Origin of the sequence: Mesorhizobium sp. M0045, assembly GCF_040323385.1 — a bacterium.
Classification (GTDB): domain Bacteria; phylum Pseudomonadota; class Alphaproteobacteria; order Rhizobiales; family Rhizobiaceae; genus Mesorhizobium.
This window is the reverse complement of sequence record NZ_JAMYUY010000008.1, coordinates 61,058-80,396: the sequence shown is the minus strand read 5'-3', so window position 1 is coordinate 80,396 and position 19,339 is coordinate 61,058. Positions and strand designations below refer to the sequence as shown.

The following is a 19,339-nucleotide window of genomic DNA, read 5'->3' as shown; positions in this document are numbered from 1 at the left end:
GGCGAAGGCGCCGCGGCGCCTCTCATGTCGCATCATCTGGTCAAGCGCAAGCCCAGCGCAGGCATTGTCGAATGAGCCAGCGCGCAATGCTGGCAACAATAAATTCATCAACGATCGGTAAAAGCTTGAACGGCAGGGACCGTAGCCGGTCCGCCAGTCTCGCATAGCGAGGAACCGTGACGCGCAGCATCGAGCTTGCCCATATCATCCGCCACGATGACGGCACCGCCAGCGGTGTCTGGGGGCTCTATACGCTGCAAAGCGCGTTCCAGCCGATCTTCGCCTTCAACAAGGGCAAGCTGTCCGTCGTCGCGTTCGAAGGGCTGATCCGGCCGTTCCGCGACGGCGAGCCGCAGCCGCCAATGAGTTTCTTCAACAGCTGTCCGGCGGTCGACCGCCTGCATATCGAGGCGCTGACACGAACGCTGCACCTTCTGAACGCCGGCGCCTGCCTGCCGCGAGACGCCTCCATCTTCATCAATTTCGATCCATCGGTGTTCACCGACCGCAGCATCGCCGACAAGGCGCTGCGCGACATGCGGCTGGTGCTGCACGAGGCCGACATCGATCCGCGCCGCGTCGTCTGCGAGGTCACCGAACAGAAATCGGCGTCGCAGGAAACGCTCTACAATTTCGTCGAGGCGCTCAGGGGTAATGGTTTGCGCATTGCGGTCGACGATTACGGCGCCGACGAATCCGACATCAATCGCATCAAGGAACTCAGGCCAGACATCGTCAAGTTCGACGCCGACTGGATCATGACGCTGATGGAGTCCGGTGCCGGCTTCGCCTTGCTGACCGCCATGGTGACAAGCTTCGAAGAGCAAGGCATCCGTACGGTGTTCGAGGGCATCGAGACGGGCTGGCAGCTCGAGCTTGCCGAAAAATCGGGCGCCTCGATGGTGCAAGGCTATGTGCTGGCGCGCCCCGAGCTTGCGCCGACCAGCTTCCACGTCTTCGACAAGAGCGGGCAGGCGGCCGCGGTGTCGGCCGATGCTGAGAAGGTTTCTGCGGCCGTTTCGCCATCGCGGCGGCCGATGCGGGCCTTTGGCCGCAGGGTGACATCGTGACCGGGCGGGCCGACATGCGGCGCAAGGTCGGCGAGGCGATCTTTGCCGACGAGGTCGGCATCGAATATGGCGTCTACGGCGCATTCCGGCTGAGGAGCGCCTACCAGCCGGTCTTCGCGCCGCGCGGCAGGTTTCTCGCCGCCGTCGCGGTCGAGGGACTGATCGAGCCGCATCGTGCAGGCAGGCCGGTGGCGCCGCAAATCTTCTTCGAAGGTGTGCCGGCAGCGGATCGGCTGTTTGTCGAAACCATGTGCCGGGTGCTGCATTTGCGCAACTTCCGCAACATCGGCGTCGACGGGCTCGACCTGTTCTTCAACTACAATCCGCTGATAAACGATGACCCCGCACGGGCGCTGGCCGAAATCAGGCTGATGACCAGGCATCTGGCGGATTTCGGCCTGCATCCCGGCATGCTGGTCTGCGAGATCACCGAGCAGGCTGCCGGCGACAAGGTGCTTGTCAGCCTGGCGCGCGAGATGCGGCGCGACGGCGTCCGCATCGCCATCGACGATTTCGGCACCGGGCATTCTACCGAAGAAAGGGTCGCCCTCGTGCAGCCCGACATCGTCAAGATCGACGGCACCTGGTTCGCCGAATTCTGCCGCCATGCCGCCGCCGAGCGGTTTTTCCGGCCACTGGTTTCGACGCTGCACGATCGCGGCGCCAAGGTGCTGGTCGAAGGCATCGAGAACGCCACGCATCTGCGCGTCGCGCTGGATGGCGGCGTCGACCTGCTGCAGGGCTTTTACCTTGCCCGGCCGGCGCTGGCCGGTACGCTGTTCGACGAGGAGCCGCTGTCGATCGACAGGCTGCTTGGCAGGGATAGCAACGTCATCCCCTTGTTCGGCTAGGATATGCCGATATTCAAGTGATGCCGGCCTGCGAACGGGGGGTCCTGCGCTTCCGGTGCTCACCTACCCAAAAAGTACGCTCCGCTCCGGTTCTCGGAACCCGCCCTTCTCGGCTCGGCCTGACTTGAATCTCGACATATCCTGAAATGCATCAGCGGCGCTGATGGTTACGCCAAAACAAATCACTGGATGACGCCGCCGCTGCCGCGATAGAGGCTGGATCAAGCCCTGAGACGGGTGGTTGCGAGCAAGGGGAGCACCGATGATACTCTATGGAATGATCGACAGCGGCAATTGCTACAAGCCGCGCCTGTTGATGGCCAAGCTCGGCATCCCTTTCACCAATGTCGAGGTCAGCTCGCATACCGGCGAGACGCGCAAGCCCGACTATGTCGCGAAAAACCCGAACGCCATGGTGCCGCTGCTCGAACTCGACGACGGCCGGCGGCTGGCCGAATCCAACGCCATCCTGCTCTACCTCGCCGAAGGCACGCGGTTCCTGCCGGCGGACAGATACGAACGCGCGCTGGCCTATCAGTGGCTGTTCTTCGAGCAATACAGCCACGAGCCTTACATCGCCGTGCGCAGGGCGCTGCTGACCTTCCCTGAAAGAGCCAAGGATGCTACGCCCGAGCGGCTGGCGCTGACGCTGGAGCGCGGCAACAAGGCGCTCGGCGTCATGGACAAGCACCTGGCCGGGAGCAGCTTCTTCGCGGGCAGTGCGCTCAGCGTCGCCGACATCGCGCTCTATGCCTATACGCATACAGCCGAGACGGGCGGGTTTCAGCTCGACGCCTATCCGGCGGTTGCCGCCTGGCTGAAAAGGGTCGAGGCCGATCCGGGGCACGTGCCGCTGGAGTGGCTGCCTTAGTTCTGTCCTCACGCTTGTCGCCGCTTAGCGGCTCGCTCCGGACGGGGCGCGCCACAAGGCGCGACGCCCGGTCGGGCTTGCGGCCTTCGGCCGATGGCGTGAATGCTCGCACGCCTTTGCTCAACGAGGGCAGTTTTGCGTAAGCCTCCCAAAACGAGGGAGTGGCAAAATGATTTACAGAGGCCGGGTCCGGCCGGCGCGATGATCAGCCAAGGCCTGCTCGGCAAGCTTGTCCAGCCTGCCGCCCTTGGCGTCGGCTTCGATCTGCCGGTCCCACATGTCGGCCTGCAGCGCCTCGAACCATGCGGCAAACGCTCTCAGCTCTTCGGGGCTTAGTTCGGCAACGGATTTCTCAATCTGTTCAAGCTTGCTCATGAATTGATAGTACCACATTGGCCCAAAAACACCACGAAGTGGGACTATAGGCCCAAGGCAGCGGTTCACTGGAATCCAGACAGCAAAAAGGCGGGACAAAATCCCGCCTTCCCATGCTTGGTAGCCTGATCGGGAGCGTTTTGGCCGGGCCGGCAGCAATCTGCTGCTTCGGCTTGTCGGGGTCTTTCGCTCCGGCGCGCTTCTCGCGCGACCGCCAGTACATCCGTGACTTGCCGCGCGCCCCGGGCTATCGCCCGGCGCACGCCATTCGCAAAATCAGGCTGCCTTGCTCAGAGATCCAGCGGACGACTTGCCAGTGCGGCGGTCCTGCTCGATCTCGAAGTTGATCTTCTGGCCTTCGACCAGGGTCGACAGTCCAGCACGCTCGACTGCGGAGATGTGAACGAAAACGTCCGCGCCGCCGCTGTCAGGCTGAATGAAGCCGAAACCCTTGGTGGAATTAAACCACTTGACCGTACCTGTTGCCATTTCGATAGTCCTTTACGTTTGCTTTAGTTTGACTGGACCGAAACCCAGCCGGTTTGTATCGAGATTTTGGAGATAGAACGTCAGCAAACGCGAATATCGCGAGGCCCGGATCGATCGGCCGAAATATCAATGGACCGCATATAATATGCCTTCGCGCAAAAAACAAGACGGGGCGGAAAATGGCACGGCGGCAACGCTGCCCAACGGCCGCCCCAATCGCGTGAGAGCGTCGTCGTTGCGCGCCTGACGCGGGAGGATCGCGCCGGCTTCGGGCGCGACTGGGTTTTGGGGAGAGGGACATGAAAATCGTTCTGCTTGCCGCTTGCCTGACGCTGGTGGCCGCCGAGGCGCAGGCGGTCTCGCGCTACGACCCGACCCGCATGAGCTGCGGCAAGGTGCAGGCGACGATCGCGCGCGAGGGGGCGGTCATCCTGCGCTACAGATCGACGCGTGTGCCGGGCCTGGCGCTCTACGACCGCTATGTGCGGAGCCAGCAATTCTGCGACATCGGCGAGGTCAGGGCGCGGGCCTCGGTGCCGAGTGCCGATACGAATTCGTGCACCGTCTACAAGTGCAAGCGGGTGGAGATCGACCGGCGCTTCCGCCGGCGCCTGCTTCCGGATTAGGCTGGTCGAGATGGTGCGCGGGGGTGCCGGCCTCACCTGAATATCAGCACAGCTAAAACCCGAACGACACCTGCGCTGGGGGCGGCGGGCCGACGCGCACGCCTTCCATTGCCAGCATCTTTTCCTTGGTAGCCGAGCCGCCGGGGGCGGAAAAGCCGCCGATCTTGCCGCCGGCCGCAAGGATGCGATGGCAAGGGATGACCAGCGGCACCGGGTTGGCGCCGAGCGCCGCGCCCGTCTCACGCGCCAGCCCGGCGTGGCCGGCGCGTTTGGCCAGTTCGCCATAGGTGGTGGTTTCGCCGAAGGCGAGCTTTCGCGCCGCGTCATAGATCGCCAGGCGGAACTCGTCGACGCCGCTGAGATCGACCGGCACGCCGGAGAAATCGATATCCTCGCCGGCGGCATAGGCCTTGATCGAGGCGATCAGTTCGGCAACCCATTGCGGCTCGGGCTTCACGGCTTGTTCGACGTCGGAGGCATGGCGCAGCAGCCGGCGCTCTACCGCGTCGCGGTTGCGCTGCGGCAGACAGAGCCGGGTTAGCCCGGCTTCGCTCCAGGCGATACCCATGTAGCCGAGCACGGTTTCGAAGACCGCGTGGCCGGCGGTGGCATGAGAGGCGTCCATGGCGTGCTCCTTTCCGGAATCCTTCGAAGTACAAATCCAGAACAATATCGCATTTCCCGGCCCGGATCGCCACCCGAAAACCACCGTCTACCGCGGATTGCCCGGGGAAAGATGCTGGTGTAAGGACTTCTTAACACCCGACGAACCGGACCCGAGCGCCGCTTGCCAGCAAAATTCCTCTTTCCCGTCCTAGCGGCGGTGTTGGCCGTGGCCGCTCTCAGCGGCTGCACCTCGACTTCGCCGGTGACCCCGGCCCCTGCCTTCACGGAAAACTCGGCCAACACCGATGCCGGCTTCACGCTGGCGCTGCCCGACACGGTTTCGGTGCTGCCGGAACCGTCCGGCGTCGCCCAGACAGCAGCACTGCCGGTCGAGCCGGCCGCCGCCTTTGCCGGGCCGACGCCGCTGGCGGCAACGACCCCGGCCGTCATGACCACCAATGCCCAGCCAGCCACCGCGGCGGCTGCCGTCGCCATGCCGGTCACCGGCCAGACTGCCGCCATGCCCGGCGTTCAGCCGGTCGCCTACACGGTGCCGCAAAACCCGGCCGTTCTGGCCGCGACCGACCCGGCGGAGGGCCAGTCGAACGCCGGCGCCCGCAGCGAGATCGAGCGGCTGATCGAGAAATATTCCGCGCTTTATCAGGTGCCGGTCGATCTGGTGCGCAGCGTCGTCAACCGCGAGAGCACCTTCAACCCGAAAGCCTACAATCACGGGCATTGGGGGCTGATGCAGATCAAGCACGCGACGGCGCGCGGCATGGGCTATGACGGACCGGCGAGCGGCCTGTTCGACGCCGAGACCAACCTGAAATATGCAGTGAAATATCTGCGCGGCGCCTGGCTGGTGTCGGGCGGCAATCCCAAGCGCGCCGACCGGCTCTACCAGAGCGGCTACTACTATGACGCCAAACGCAAGGGGATGCTGGGCGAAACCGGCCTCGGCAGCGACCGCCTGCGCCGCCGTATGCAACCCGATGCCTGAGCCGCGCCCACCGGCGCCGAACGATGTAAGACTGCGCAAGATCCTCGACGACACGCTTCTGGCGCCGCGCTGGCCAGAAGGTTTTTTCATGCGCGGCTTCGAAGCCGCCGATGCGCTCGCTTTGCATGCGCTTTTGACCGCGGTGTTCGACGACGGCGCCGATGGGCCGTTCGACCAATGGTGGCCGCGCATTTCGGGCGACGCGGAATTCGATCCCGCTTTGTGTTTCCTGGTCATCGACGGCAAGGGGCGGTTGGCGGGCGCGGCGCTCTGCTGGGCGACGGGGTTCGTCAAGGATCTTGCCGTTCATCCCGAGGCGCGCGGCAAGGGCATAGCCGAGGCGCTGATGCGCCACGCCTTCGCGGTGTTTCAGGCAAGGGGCGCGGCGCATGTTGATCTCAAGACCAACACCGTCGAGAACGCGGCCGCAGTCAGGCTCTATCAGCGGCTGGGGATGATCGAGGTGGATTGGGCGGGGTGAGGAGCGCCGTTCGTCCTTTTTGAAGGCGGCAGCCCGGGTTCTTGCCGCCACGGCGCCTGCGCAAAAATGTCGGAACCGTTTCGCGCGATGCGTCCTTGGGAGGCAAGGCGCGTTGCCACGAACGGCGCGCCGCCAAAAAGCACGGCAGATGGAGATGACGATGATCACCTTTCCCAACGAGTCCCAGGAATACCGCATCGCCCGCGAAAAACTGCTGCAGCAGGAGATCGAGCTGCGCCGCGCCATGGAGGATGTGGCGGTCGCCCGCCGTGCGCTGCCGCCGGGCGGGCTGGTGCCGCTGGATTATGTGTTCGACGGGCTGGGGCCGGACGGCAAGCCCGCCAGGATCAGGCTTTCGGAACTGTTTGCGCCGGGCAAGGACACGCTGATCGTCTATTCGATGATGTTTCCGCGCCATCCGCAGGAGACGCGTGACGTGGCGACGAGCGGCGGCACGGCGAAGCTGCCCAGACCGGACCAGCCTTGCCCGTCCTGCACGGCGCTGCTCGACCAGTTCGACGGCGCCATTGGCCACCTCGAGGCCGCCGGCTACAATTTCGCTGTCGTGGCCAAGACCGCGCTGGAAAGCCTGCTGACGCTCGGCCGCGACCGCGGCTGGAAAAATATGCGGCTGGTCTCGTCGGCCGGCAACAGCTTCAAGCGCGACTATCACGCCGAGGCCGAGGATGGCGCGCAACTCCCCGTGCTGTCGGTGTTCCACCGCGACGGCGACGGCATCCGCCACTTCTGGAGCTCCGAACTCGGCTTCGCGCCGCCCGAACCCGGCCAGGACCCGCGCGCCATAGGCACCTGCGAGATCCTGTGGAACCTCATGGATTTTACCCCGGAGGGCAGGGCGCGGAGCTGGCAGGAGCAACTGCAGTACAGAGAGGCTTGCTGCCACTAGCGTAGCTCGGCGCCGCCTCATCTGCCTGCCGGCATCTTCTCCTCGTAGAGGGACGGGAGAAGGGGGCTGGCGGCAAACTCAGCTCCCTTTCTTCAACTCTGGAGATTGCGAAATCCTTGGCGAAGGCAACCTTTCTCCCCGTCACTATACGGGGAGAAATGGCCGGCAGGGCAATGAGGGGCGGCGCAGACCTCATGTGATTTTGACGCTGCGGCGCGCTGACCTACCCTCTAATGCCGGAACCGAGGAGACGAGCGATGCGGTCACCTTACATCGGGAGCGTCATGCTGGCAGCGGCGGTGATGCTTGCCGCCGGCACCGCGGCCTATGCCCATCACGGCTGGTCGTGGACGCAGGACGGGTTTTTCGAACTCCGGGGCAGGATCACGGCCATCTATATCGGCAACCCGCACGCTACGCTCGATGTCGACGCGAAGGGAGAGGCCTGGCGGGTGGAGATGGCGCCGCCGTCGCGCACGATCGCCGCCGGCTTCACCGAGGAGGTTGCCAAGGTCGGCGACGATGTAACCGCGATCGGCCCGCTCGCGCGACGAGAGCGAAAAGCGCATGAAGGCAGTCCGCATCATCGTCGGCGGCAAGACCTATGACGTCTATCCCGACCGCGTGCCGCCGGCCTGAATGGACGGGTTTTTCGCCGGCATCGAGCAACTCGCGCTTGTGCGGGGACTGAAGGCCTCCTTCGTCGCCTACCCCATCGTCAATGCGCTGCACATCATGTCGATCGGCGCTGCTGACCAGCGTCTGGCTCATGGATCTCAGGATCCTCGGCGCCTTCCGCTCGCTGCCGCAGGCGCCGTTCGTCGCGCTGCTGCGCCGCACGGCGTTGGGCGCGTTCGGCGGTGCGCTGGTCACGGGGTCGCTGCTATTTTCGGTCAGGGCGAGCGCGTATGCGGCGATGCCGATTTTCCTGGCCAAGATGGGGCTGATCCTCCTCGCCGGCGTTAACTTCCTTGTGTTCATAGGCGTCTGCCGCACGGGAGGCAGCAAGGAGCGGGTTGGTGGGGGCGCGACCATGCTGGCGGTGGTTTCGATGATGCTGTGGACGGCCGTGCTGTTCGCTGGGCGGTTTATTGGTTTTCTCGGCTAAGGGCGAGTGATGAGCGGCTGCAGTATGGTATTGCCATCAAAGAAAGGCTGCAGGGCACTCAACGCCTCGCCACACCCTCGTCACCATACTATGTTGGAGAACTCAACTCATTGCCAGCTTGCGAGCGAATAGGTACCTTATGTCCGAGCGGAACCACAGTAGCTGCTATGTCGCACAGGTCCTATTTTTTACAAATGAAGAACAATAATGAATTCAGTATCAGATCGGCAGTCTCGATTTAAAGATTCTGAAAGGGAACTAATAGAAGCCCTTGTCAGCTCGGAGGCGTTTCGACGTTTGCAAGAGGTCTCTTTTTTGGGGGCGATTGACTATTATAATCTTCACAAATCTAAAGATAGCACGTGGTATTTTAGCAGATCAGATCACGTTATGGGGGTTTTATTTCTTGCTCAGAAGCTGATTGAGAAGATAGACTTCACCGAGGAAGACAGACTCTATGTAATAGCATCTTCTATTTGCCATGATCTTGGCCACAGCCCGTTTTCTCATAGCACAGAACGCGCCTTCAAAAAGATAAATCCGAATATCAACCACAGAGTAATCTTAGAATTCGTACTGTCCGCACCAGAAATGGGTGTTGCCGAAGCGCTATCAAGGTTCAACTTAAGCAGAAATAGGGTCCTCGCTATAACTGTCGGAACGGACAACCATCTCGGCTGGATCTTTCATAACCCTATAAACATAGATACCCTTGATGGAATGCTTCGTTTTATGGCGTCTTTCCGGCTTCAGCCGCCTTTCGACATCTTAGAGGCGATCAATTCACTTGCTGTTCTGAATAGGGCTGAAGCTCTCAGTGAAGAAGAAATGTACAATCTTGACAAATTTTGGGAGGTTAAGGCGGCCTTCTACGATCAGTTCTTGAAGCGCGGTGTTTACGCCAGATTCGAGGACGCGTATATTGATTTGGTCATTTCTAAAAAGAAGAATATAGGATACAGAGATTACTTAAAGATTGACCAGGAACTGGCAGACGAGATTGGTCTTTATCCTGATCTGTACGACAGAAAAGTCCAAAATAAGCCGGCGGCCAGAGAGTCGAATTTTAATATTGATAAGTCGGTCCCGTTGGCCTCGATCTCAGACTTGCACCGCAGATATCTAAGAAAAAGGGGGAGCGCGTGAAAATTGGTGAACTTGATGGGCGTTTTAATCATATAAAAGAAGCCCATTTGGAATCGGAAAAAAGATTAGAGAAATTAGGTAAATTAAATGAGTCTTATCAAAACACGGGAGTTTTTCTGGTCGTAAATGGATCGTTAGCGAGAAAAGAGCTTGTCGATGGCTCTGATTTTGATGCTTTTATTGTTCAAAAGAGGATTTCTAGAAGCTTGGCACAGCAATTATGGACAGAGGCCCACGAAGCCGTGGGTTTGAGAAGGCCCGGCTCTACTGGAGTATTCGGTGAAGATAGTGTCGTTCAATATGATGAAATGCTCCTGAACATAGGAGGATCGTCTGATAGCAATGAGAGTATAACTCGGAGAATGCTCCTTATATTGGAGTCCACATCCGTGGGCGATGAGGCCTCTTTTGAAGAGTTAGCGAAGGCAATGCTTAATCGTTATATATCAGATCAAATTACAGATCATCAATTGGCCTTGTTTCTTTTGAACGACATAATTCGATATTATAGGACAATATGTGTGGATTTTGAGTTCAAAACCGAAGAAGATGGAAAACCTTGGGGGATTCGAAACATCAAATTGGTTTTTTCGCGCAAGCTAATATATTTCTCTGGATTGTTAATCTGCGCTGAAACTGCACAAAGGAGCGCGTTGGAGAAGAGAGCGATTTGTGAACGATTGATGCGCTTGACACCCATTGAGAGGGTGTTGAGCGTGTTAGGTGAAGACGCGTTCGAGCCTCTCATGTACTACGACAAATTCTTGGAGAAGATGGACGAGCCTGAGATTCGACTGAATCTGGAGAGCGAAGATAAGGACGCGCTTAGGAAAAGCGAGCTGTTTCGTTCATTGAAAAACGACGGACACCATTTTTCGATGTCGCTACGAAGCGCTTTTGTACGCCACTATGATGGTAGCCATCCCATTCATAGGGCTATCATGTTCTAGAATATTCAAAACCGTCACTACAGCCCTCAACGCCGTAGCGGCTGCGGCGACGTCGCAATGAGCTCGATTTAGTAAGAACATCGATGCCGATTGAGGGAGTTGGCTGGATTGCAACCTCGGCGGGACAGCACCCCCCTCTGGCCTGCCGGCCATCTCCCCCACAAGGAGGGAGATTGGCTAATCGCCTACGCGAAATACTCCTGCAGCGGCCTGACCTCCAGGCTCCCCGCCCGCAGCGCGGCAATCGCCTCCGCCACGGCGGCCGCGCCTGACAGCGTCGTGTAATACGGCACCTTCTGCATCAGCGTCGCCCTGCGCAGCGATTTGGAGTCCGACACCGCCTTCTGGCCGTCCGTGGTGTTGAAGACGATCTGCACCTGGCGGTTGCGGATGGCGTCCTCGATGTGCGGGCGACCTTCCAGTACCTTGTTTATCTTCTCCGCGGCGACGCCGTTCTCGGCGAGGAAGCGGGCGGTGCCTGAGGTGGCGAGCACTTTGAAACCCTGGCCGGCGAGGCGCTTGACCGCCGGCAAGATGCCTTTCTTGTCTTCGTCGCGCACCGAGACGAACAGCGTGCCCGCGCGGGGGAGATCAACACCCGCCCCGAGCTGGCTCTTGGCGAAGGCGAGCGCGAAGTCGCGGTCGAGGCCCATGACTTCGCCAGTAGAGCGCATTTCCGGGCCGAGCAATATGTCGACGCCGGGGAAGCGGGCGAAGGGGAACACCGCTTCCTTGACGGCGATGTGGCCGGGATTGCGCGGGTCGGGCATGGCGCCGTAATGGGCGAAGGCGTCTTCCAGGCTTTCTCCGGCCATGATGCGGGCGGCAATCTTTGCGATAGGCCGCCCGATGGTCTTGGCGACGAAGGGCACGGTGCGCGACGCGCGCGGGTTGACCTCCAGCACATAGACCGTGCCGTCCTTGATCGCATATTGCACGTTCATCAGGCCGCCGACATTGAGCGCGCGGGCGAGCGCCGCCGTCTGGCGCTCCAGCTCGTCCACGAGTTCCGATGGCAGCGAATGCACCGGCAGCGAGCAGGCGCTGTCGCCCGAGTGGATGCCCGCCTCCTCGATGTGTTCCAATATGCCGGAGACGTAGGTCGACTTGCCGTCGCAGAGACAGTCGACGTCGACCTCGATGGCGCCCGACAGATAGGTATCGAACAGCAGCGGATTCTTACCCAAGAGCGTGTTGATCTGGCCGGTCTTGTCGTTGGGGTATTTCTGCTTGATGTCTTCCGGCACCAGGCCGGGCACGGTGTCGAGCAGGTAGGTCTGCAGCATGCTCTCGTCGTGGATGATCTGCATGGCGCGGCCGCCGAGCACATAAGACGGGCGCACGACCAGCGGGAAGCCGAGCTCGCCGGCGACGAGGCGGGCCTGCTCGACCGAATAGGCGATGCCGTTCTTCGGCTGGCTGAGGCCGAGCTTGTGCAGCAGCTTCTGAAAGCGGTCGCGGTCCTCGGCGAGATCGATCATGTCGGGCGAAGTGCCGAGGATCGGGATGCCGGCCTTCTCCAGCGCATCCGCCAGCTTCAGCGGCGTCTGGCCGCCGAACTGGACGATGACGCCGACGAGCTCGCCCGAGGCCTGTTCGGTGCGCAGGATCTCCAGCACGTCCTCCGGCGTCAGCGGCTCGAAATAGAGCCGGTCGGAGGTGTCGTAGTCGGTCGAGACGGTCTCCGGGTTGCAGTTAATCATGATCGCCTCGAAGCCGGCGTCGCGCAGCGCAAACGCCGCATGGCAGCAGCAATAGTCGAACTCGATGCCCTGGCCGATGCGGTTGGGGCCGCCGCCGAGGATGACGACCTTTTTGCGCGACGAGACCTGCGCCTCATTGGCGAGACTGCCGGCGAACGGCACTTCATAGGTCGAATACATGTAGGCGGTGGGCGAGGCGAACTCGGCGGCACAGGTGTCGATGCGCTTGTAGACCGGATGAACGTCGAGCGTACGCCTAATCTTTTCGATTTCTTCGACGTCTTTCCTGACCAGGGAGGCGAGGCGGGCGTCGGAGAAACCCATCGCCTTCAGCATGCGCAGATTGCCGGCGTCCTCAGGAATGCCGTGCTCGCGGATGCGATCCTCCATGGCGAGGATGCCGGCGATCTGGTCGAGGAACCACGGGTCGATCTTGCACATTGCGTGCACGTCTTCCAGCGAAGTACCCATGCGGATTGCCTGCGCCACCATGCGCAGCCGGTCAGGTGTCGGCGTGCCCAATGCCGCGCGAATGGCGTTGCGGTCGTCGACGTGGCTGGCGGGCGCGCTGCCGTGGCCGATGCCCGGGATCTCGATCTCGTCCAGACCGGTCAGGCCGGTTTCGAGCCCGCGCAGCGCCTTCTGCAGCGATTCCTGGAAGGTGCGGCCGATGGCCATGACCTCGCCGACCGATTTCATCGAGGTGGTCAGCACCGGCTCGGCGCCGGGGAATTTCTCGAAAGCAAAGCGCGGGATCTTGGTGACGACATAATCGATGCTCGGCTCGAACGACGCCGGCGTCGCCCCGCCGGTGATGTCGTTCTCGAGCTCGTCCAGCGTGTAGCCGACGGCGAGCTTGGCGGCGATCTTGGCGATCGGGAAGCCTGTCGCCTTGGAGGCCAGCGCGGACGAACGCGAGACGCGCGGGTTCATCTCGATGACCACCAGACGGCCGTCCGCCGGATTGACGGCGAACTGTACGTTGGAGCCGCCGGTCTCGACGCCAATCTCACGCAGCACCGCTATCGAGGCGTTGCGCATCATCTGGTATTCTTTGTCGGTCAAGGTCAGGGCAGGGGCGACGGTGATCGAATCGCCGGTATGCACACCCATGGGGTCGATGTTCTCGATCGAGCAGACGATGATGCAATTGTCCGCCCTGTCGCGGACGACCTCCATCTCGTACTCCTTCCAGCCGAGCACGCTTTCCTCGATCAGCACTTCGGTGGTCGGCGAGGCATCGAGGCCGGACTGCACGATCTCGAAGAATTCAGCCCGGTTGTAGGCAATGCCGCCGCCGGTGCCGCCCATGGTGAAGGAGGGGCGGATAATTGCGGGCAGGCCGACATGGTCGAGCGCCTGTGCTGCAATCGCCATGGCATGGCTGATGTAGCGCTGCTTGCGGTCACCTTCGCCGAGGTTCCAGCGAGTTTCCAGCGCGTCGAGCGCGGCGTCGAGGTTTTCCGGCTTCTCGGCTTTCAGCGCGGCGCGTTCGGCCTCGTGCGTCTTGCGGTCGGCATTCTTGACGTCGGTGGCGTTGGCCAGCATCGACTTCGGCGTTTCCAGGCCGATCTTGCTCATCGCCTCGCGAAACAGTGCACGGTCCTCGGCCTTGTCGATTGCGGTGGCGTCGGCGCCGATCATCTCGACATTGTAACGGTCGAGCACGCCCATGCGGCGCAGCGACAAAGCGGTGTTGAGGGCGGTCTGGCCGCCCATGGTCGGCAGCAGCGCGTCGGGCCGCTCCTTGGCGATGATCTTGGCAACCACTTCCGGCGTGATCGGCTCGATATAGGTGGCATCGGCCAGCTCCGGATCGGTCATGATGGTGGCCGGGTTGGAATTGACCAGGATGACGCGAAAACCCTCTTCCTTCAGCGCCTTGCAGGCCTGGGTGCCGGAATAGTCGAACTCGCAGGCCTGGCCGATGACGATGGGGCCGGCCCCGATGATCAGGATCGACTTGATGTCGGTGCGTCTTGGCATATCGAAGGTCCGTTCGGCAGGCGGCTTGCACGAAAAACCGGACGGGAAGACCCGGCCGGTTGTGCTCGCGATTCTGGTATCAGGCTAGGAGGGCCTTATAGGGAAGAGTTTTGCCGGATGTAACCCCGAAAATGAGGCAGTAGGGCAGTAGGGCAGTAGGGCAGTAGGGCAGTAGGGCAGTAGGGCAGTAGGGCAGAGGTTCGGCCGCCCTTCAAACATATTGCCCTACTGCCCTACTGCCTTATTCCCCTTACGACTATCCCCCAACGCCAGTTGATCCGTAATCTCGAAGCGTTCGGACGCGCCGACGCGGATGATGTTGAGGCTGCCTTCGCGCGTGAAGCGGAAGTCGCCCGGCCCATTCGAACCGGCCGGCTTGCCGGCCTGGAAGCTGATGATGCGCGTGCCGCCATCGGGCCAGGTCACGGTCACGTCGGTTTTGTCGCCGGTGCGCGCGACGCCTGCCTTGCAGTTGGTCATCGGCTGGCCGAGATAGCGCGCGCAAGGAATGACGTTGCCGGCACCTGGGAATGGTGTCCCCGGCGGCTGCAGCCGTGCAACGGTCTGTGCGTCGGCCGGAGGCGCCGCATTGGTCGCGCCGAAATTCTGGACGGGATCCACTGCCGCGGGCGCCGATCCATCAACCTGTCCAGTCGAGGGATTGCCAGCGGCCAGGGCCAGGCGGTAAGCGTCCTCGATAGCGACCCTGCCGATTGCGTCAGCGGAGTTCAGCGACGTTTCGGGAGCAGTTGCGCCGAGGCGCGTTGTCAGATCGGGCAGCGGTTGAGAGGCAGGGCTCTCCGTATCGGCGGCCGCCTGGGGTGTCACTTGCAGGGGATTGATAGGGTCGAGGTAGCGTGCGGGTGCCCATCCGCTCAGCTTCGGGTCGTCAATGTCTTCGACCTTGCACCACTTGTAGCCGCTGACGTCGCCGCAGCCGAGATTTTTCACGCTCGATCCACTCGGCAACCGCGCCTCGATCTTGCCCATGGCCGACGCCGTGGCGCGCACGTTCAGGAGGTCATCGGGAGCGAGACCCGTCACAATCGAGATGATGGGCTCCGGCTCCTGGCCGTTGGCCGGCAACTCCGTCAGCATCAGCGGAGCGGCAACCACCGCAAGCAGCGTCGTCGGGAGTGTTACTGTGCGCCTAATCATCTGCCATGGGCGGTAGGTTCAATTGCCGAAGGGTGGCCAGGCACGAAAGCGCCATCGCACGCCAGCCGGTTTTTATAGGCGACGAGGCGGCGCTGTGTAAGCCCGAAAAGGTGCCGCGTGTTGAATCGCGACCAGGCCACTTCCGTGAACTAACAGCCGGCAAAATATTGCACATTTCAGGTAAGTATGCACTCTCTCAAGTAAGGTTGAGGAGGGCAATATGGTCGACCTTGAAATATTCGCGCAAGTGGAAAACATAGTTCGCCAGCGTATCAAGAAAACGCGCGCCGAAATTGAGGCTTCACTTGGTCACATCGCCAACGGCAATCCGCTGGCCGCCGAACAGACCCTCTCCAGGCGCCTCGACAGGTTGCAGGTAAAGGCGTCGCTCAGCCGCACCGAAGCGGAGATGATATCGGCAGCAATCGACATGAGATCTGCCGGGGAGAGAAAGGCCGCCGCCAAACAGCCAGGACCGGAGGCAATTCTCGGCCCAACGCTCGATTTCATCGGGGTCGCATTTCTGGAGCGTGGGCGCCGTGCTGCCGATGCGGTCGGCCGCGTTGCCTTTCTCAACGGCAATCCGCAAGGATCGGGTTTTCTGGTCGGGCCTAAGCTGTTCCTCACAAACAACCATGTGATTTCGTCGCCGGCGGATTCCCGGCGCTTCCAGGTCCAGTTCGATTATGAGCAGGACGGTGCAAATGCCGTGCGCACGCCGACGACTTTCCTGTTCGATCCTGAATCCTGTTTCGTGACCGATAGCATAGAAGGTCTGGATTACACGCTGATCGGGGTCGGCGAGCGGCGTTCCGGCCCAAAGGAACTGGGGGAGTTCGGTTTTATCGCGCTGTCGGACGCGCGCGACAAGCATATGCTCGGCGAAATCGCCAACATCGTCCAGCATCCCGATGGCCGCTTCAAGGAACTGGTGCTGCGTGAAAACCGGCTGGTGGCCCGCGACGAGACGGTTCAAGTGCTGCACTATGTTGCCGATACCGAACAGGGTTCGTCCGGTTCACCGGTCTTCAACAACGAATGGGAGCCTATTGCCCTGCACCATTGGGCCGGCCCGTTCCACGAGGTGACGGGCATAGCTGGCTACGCGCTTGCGCGCGAGATCAACGAAGGCATACGGATCAGCGCCATCGTTGACGATCTGGGCGCTAGAAAGTCCAGGCTGCCGGGCTCATCGGCATCGGCGGTTTCGGAAGCTCTGGCGATTTGGTCCGGCACGCCGCGCATGATGGATGAGACAGTTCGGCTGAACGCCGACATTCGCGGAGACGTGCCGGACAAGCCGGTGCAGCGGCCTGAACCGGATCGCGGCCCGCCGGCGACGAGACATAATGCCGATGGCTCGGTCACGTGGACTTTTCCCGTCGAGATAAATGTCCGGGCGCCGTTGATCGACCGCGACGGAGGCGATGCGAGACGAAACGACGGTCCAGCAAGCGAACCCGCCAAGGTCGTGGCCATCGCCGAGGCCGCGGGTTGGAAAACAGAGGATTTCGACGATCGTGGAGGGTATGAGCCCGGCTTCATACCGGGCTTTGTCCTGCCAATGCCGACGGTCGCCAATTCACCCTACCGGTTGGCCAAAAACCTTCTTGCCAAACCCGGCGAGGACCCACACGAATTGCGCTACCATCATTTTTCCATCTTGATGAACGCCGATCGCAGGCTTGCCTTCGTCACCGCCTGCAATATCGATGGATCCCGTACCAAGGCGGTCAATCGTGAGGACAAGACGGTCATCGACAACCCGTCGCTTGTCGACTTGGGGGTGGAGTCGATTTCCGGGTCGGAAGCCAGCGATGCTTTCCGGCCCGATCGCCGCATCGACCTTGGCGAGCAGATGACCCGGGAATTCTATTCGAGCCAGAATGTGCCCGGATTTCCCGTCGCCAAATCCAAGGAACGAATCGCTCGAATGTTCCAGAAGGGCCATATTACACTTCGCGGCGACCCCGCATGGGGCGTCGATCAGGAGGCGGTCGCGGCAGAACGCGACACGTTCTTTTATACCAATGCTGCGCCGCAAGTCGGCTTCTTCAATCAGGGAAGCTCGCTTGACCATCCCGGCTCCAAGGGGAAGCTGAGATGGCGCGCGGTGGAAACCTATGTGCTGCGCAACGCCTATACGACGCGAGGCCGGGTCACGGTGTTTGCCGGGCCAGCGTTCCGCGAGGACGATCCTCCCTACCGCTTCGACAGCCATGTTCCGCTGAAGTTCTGGAAGATCGCGCTGTGGTCCGATCAAGCTGGCCTGCGCGCCATCGCGCTGCTGGCGGACCAGAAGCCGGTTTTGGAAGTGATGCCCGAAGCGTTCGGCGAGCGTGCCGAGGCATTCGATGACCCGCTTGAAATTGCCAGGGTATCGGAGTTTCTTTCGACGGTGGCCGAGATCGAAGAGCTGACCGGCCTGAACTTTGGCCAGCAGGTGCGCGACGCCGACATTCGGGCCGGTTCCGAATCGGCTCCAGCACAGACTTTCAACCCAAGGCATCTAACGCCCAGTACGTCACGGCCAAAGGCTTCACCGCCCAAGGCTTCGGAGACCAAGACTTCGACGCCCAAGACTTCGGCGGCCAAGACTTCGGCGGCCGGCGCCCGACGTCCTGCCAACCGATCGAAGCGATCCGCGTCCGACAACTGAAGATTGCGGCTTCTGCCGCTCGAAGGCGGTCATCGGTTCAGCCCGGCATGACCAAGCTCAGTCCGGCGGCATGAACGCGTTCCGCGTTCAGCTGGACATAAATCCGGTGCGCAGCGCGTGAGCCCATTCGGGCCGCCCCGCCTGCTCGGCCTGACGCGCCGCCGCCTCATGGTCATAGTCGACGGCGATGGATTCGAAGCGATCGCGGTGCAAGTCGACGATACCATAGCGGGCGTGCGGTGAGCCTTGCTCGGAGACATGCGCCGGTGGGGTCGAATCGTCATAGGCCGGGCAGCCGATGCTGCCTGGATTGAAAATGACCGGACCGCCGGGAATGCGGATCAAATCGCTGCGATGGCTATGGCCGCAAAGCATGATGCGGCAGGTGGGATCGACCGCGCCGAGGCGCCGCTCGATTGCGGCCAGCGGCGCGCGCACCAGCCGGCCCTCGACGATCGCGTCAGTCAGGTATTTTTCGTCGTGGTCGGGCCGGGCATGGAAGGCGATCACGCCTGGCGCCACCTCCAGCGTGACGGGCAGCGCGAACAGCGCCTCGCGCTGGCCTGCCGTCAGCCGTTCCTGAGCGTAGCGGTCGGACGGCCACATGGTCTCGTCGGCAGTGTCGCGGGCAACGCGGCGGTCGTGATTGCCGCGTACCGTCGGCAGGTCGAGCGCCTCGAGCCGCTCCATGGTCTCGCGCGGCCACAGCGGGCCGGAAACGCAATCGCCGAGATTGACGATGAGGTCGGCGCCGCCGCGCTGCCGCAGATCGTCGAGCACGGCGTCGAGCGCGAGGACATTGCCGTGGATGTCGGCGACGACGGCAATGCGCATGGCAGGCTCCGTTAATTGGAATGGCTGGAGGGCAGGTGAAGCTACTTTGCTCGTCTCGCGAAGCGGGCGAGAGCGGAACCCAGCTTCGCGCCGGTCAGGCGCGGACTTCGATCTCGTGGCCGCCGACCGCCGGCAACGATGCGTCGTCGCCGGCCGCGGCAATAACGCTGTCGAGCAGGCCCGGGAAGCGGCGGTCGAGATCGTCACGGCGCAGCGTGATCAGCCGGCTGGTGCCAACCGCCTCGGTGCGGGTGACGCCGGCCTCACGAAGCTTGGCCAAATGGTAACTCAGATTGGTCTTCGAGGCGAAGTCGAGGAACCGGCTGCAATTCAGCGGCACGCCCTCTTTGCTGGCGAGATAGCGCACTATGGCCAGTCGCGTCGGGTCGCCGAGCACGGCAAGCACGTTCGCCAGGCTGATCTGGTCGGCGGTGGGATGGGGCAAGGTCATGCCCAGGAATTAAGCACATTTGGAGCCGATTTCAACGCATCTCCTCTCGTGGCCAATGGACACAT

At 61.7% G+C, this 19,339-nt stretch carries 18 protein-coding genes and 1 pseudogene; 12 read left to right on the top strand and 7 right to left on the bottom strand.

Translation table 11 applies throughout. The features are described from left to right. The first annotated feature begins 176 nt into the window (after positions 1–176). The 3 genes from NKJ72_RS15090 to NKJ72_RS15080 all read left to right on the top strand — a co-directional run bounded on the left by NKJ72_RS15090 (position 177) and on the right by NKJ72_RS15080 (position 2,792). Positions 177–1,070, top strand: coding sequence for an EAL domain-containing protein (locus NKJ72_RS15090; RefSeq protein WP_352477843.1), 894 nt, complete (start codon positions 177–179; stop codon positions 1,068–1,070). Continuing rightward, the gene (locus NKJ72_RS15085) at positions 1,067–1,921 is read left to right on the top strand and encodes an EAL domain-containing protein (RefSeq protein WP_352477841.1); all 855 of its coding nucleotides are present in this window, start codon (positions 1,067–1,069) and stop codon (positions 1,919–1,921) included. The genes NKJ72_RS15090 and NKJ72_RS15085 overlap by 4 nt, the downstream gene beginning before the upstream one ends. A 262-nt stretch (positions 1,922–2,183) precedes the next feature. Beyond that, entirely contained in the window at positions 2,184–2,792 is a 609-nt protein-coding gene (locus NKJ72_RS15080; RefSeq protein WP_352477839.1) for a glutathione S-transferase family protein, read from the top strand. A gap of 174 nt (positions 2,793–2,966) precedes the next feature. Here NKJ72_RS15080 and NKJ72_RS15075 read toward each other — a convergent pair whose 3' ends face one another. Further along, positions 2,967–3,167 (bottom strand): hypothetical protein, encoded by a 201-nt coding sequence (locus NKJ72_RS15075; RefSeq protein WP_352475039.1) that lies wholly within the window; start codon positions 3,165–3,167, stop codon positions 2,967–2,969. A gap of 276 nt (positions 3,168–3,443) precedes the next feature. Further along, positions 3,444–3,656, bottom strand: a complete 213-nt coding sequence (locus NKJ72_RS15070) for a cold-shock protein (RefSeq protein ID WP_023678332.1) — start codon at positions 3,654–3,656, stop codon at positions 3,444–3,446. A gap of 299 nt (positions 3,657–3,955) precedes the next feature. Here NKJ72_RS15070 and NKJ72_RS15065 point away from each other — a divergent pair, with 299 nt between their 5' ends. After that, positions 3,956–4,282: a hypothetical protein gene (locus tag NKJ72_RS15065; RefSeq protein WP_352477837.1), complete on the top strand. Its 327-nt coding sequence runs from the start codon at positions 3,956–3,958 to the stop codon at positions 4,280–4,282. A 52-nt stretch (positions 4,283–4,334) separates the two neighbouring features. Here the strand turns inward: NKJ72_RS15065 and NKJ72_RS15060 are convergent, their stop codons facing one another. After that, a complete protein-coding gene (locus tag NKJ72_RS15060) occupies positions 4,335–4,907 on the bottom strand; it encodes a methylated-DNA--[protein]-cysteine S-methyltransferase (RefSeq protein ID WP_254820326.1) in 573 nt (190 codons plus the stop codon). A gap of 207 nt (positions 4,908–5,114) precedes the next feature. Between NKJ72_RS15060 and NKJ72_RS15055 the strand changes: the two genes are divergently transcribed. From NKJ72_RS15055 to NKJ72_RS15025, 7 genes and pseudogenes are all read left to right on the top strand, one after another. Beyond that, positions 5,115–5,891, top strand: coding sequence for a transglycosylase SLT domain-containing protein (locus NKJ72_RS15055; protein WP_352477835.1), 777 nt, complete (start codon positions 5,115–5,117; stop codon positions 5,889–5,891). After that, positions 5,884–6,372: a GNAT family N-acetyltransferase gene (locus NKJ72_RS15050; RefSeq protein WP_352477833.1), complete on the top strand. Its 489-nt coding sequence runs from the start codon at positions 5,884–5,886 to the stop codon at positions 6,370–6,372. Before NKJ72_RS15055 ends, NKJ72_RS15050 begins: the two co-directional genes overlap by 8 nt. Positions 6,373–6,532: 160 nt before the next feature. Continuing rightward, positions 6,533–7,279 (top strand): DUF899 family protein, encoded by a 747-nt coding sequence (locus NKJ72_RS15045; RefSeq protein ID WP_352477831.1) that lies wholly within the window; start codon positions 6,533–6,535, stop codon positions 7,277–7,279. Positions 7,280–7,536: 257 nt separating this feature from the next. Continuing rightward, positions 7,537–7,918: pseudogene (locus NKJ72_RS15040) on the top strand (DUF6152 family protein). Positions 7,919–8,048: 130 nt separating this feature from the next. Then, the gene (locus NKJ72_RS15035; protein ID WP_352477829.1) at positions 8,049–8,387 is read left to right on the top strand and encodes a hypothetical protein; all 339 of its coding nucleotides are present in this window, start codon (positions 8,049–8,051) and stop codon (positions 8,385–8,387) included. Positions 8,388–8,594: 207 nt separating this feature from the next. Beyond that, positions 8,595–9,533, top strand: coding sequence for an HD domain-containing protein (locus tag NKJ72_RS15030; protein ID WP_352477827.1), 939 nt, complete (start codon positions 8,595–8,597; stop codon positions 9,531–9,533). Further along, positions 9,530–10,483, top strand: a complete 954-nt coding sequence (locus NKJ72_RS15025) for a hypothetical protein (protein ID WP_352477825.1) — start codon at positions 9,530–9,532, stop codon at positions 10,481–10,483. The genes NKJ72_RS15030 and NKJ72_RS15025 overlap by 4 nt, the downstream gene beginning before the upstream one ends. 185 nt (positions 10,484–10,668) lie before the next feature. On the opposite strand, the gene carB is transcribed toward NKJ72_RS15025, so the two are convergent. Beyond that, positions 10,669–14,172: a carbamoyl-phosphate synthase large subunit gene (carB, locus tag NKJ72_RS15020; protein WP_352477823.1), complete on the bottom strand. Its 3,504-nt coding sequence runs from the start codon at positions 14,170–14,172 to the stop codon at positions 10,669–10,671. Positions 14,173–14,397: 225 nt separating this feature from the next. Continuing rightward, positions 14,398–15,270, bottom strand: a complete 873-nt coding sequence (locus tag NKJ72_RS15015; protein ID WP_352477822.1) for an SH3 domain-containing protein — start codon at positions 15,268–15,270, stop codon at positions 14,398–14,400. A 280-nt stretch (positions 15,271–15,550) separates the two neighbouring features. Between NKJ72_RS15015 and NKJ72_RS15010 the strand changes: the two genes are divergently transcribed. Further along, on the top strand, positions 15,551–17,989 hold the full coding sequence (locus NKJ72_RS15010) for a DNA/RNA non-specific endonuclease (RefSeq protein WP_352477820.1): 2,439 nt from the start codon (positions 15,551–15,553) through the stop codon (positions 17,987–17,989). 87 nt (positions 17,990–18,076) lie between these two features. On the opposite strand, the gene NKJ72_RS15005 is transcribed toward NKJ72_RS15010, so the two are convergent. Next, positions 18,077–18,823: a metallophosphoesterase family protein gene (locus NKJ72_RS15005; RefSeq protein WP_352477818.1), complete on the bottom strand. Its 747-nt coding sequence runs from the start codon at positions 18,821–18,823 to the stop codon at positions 18,077–18,079. Positions 18,824–18,917: 94 nt separating this feature from the next. Continuing rightward, positions 18,918–19,274, bottom strand: coding sequence for an ArsR/SmtB family transcription factor (locus tag NKJ72_RS15000; protein ID WP_254820338.1), 357 nt, complete (start codon positions 19,272–19,274; stop codon positions 18,918–18,920). Positions 19,275–19,339 lie beyond the last annotated feature (65 nt).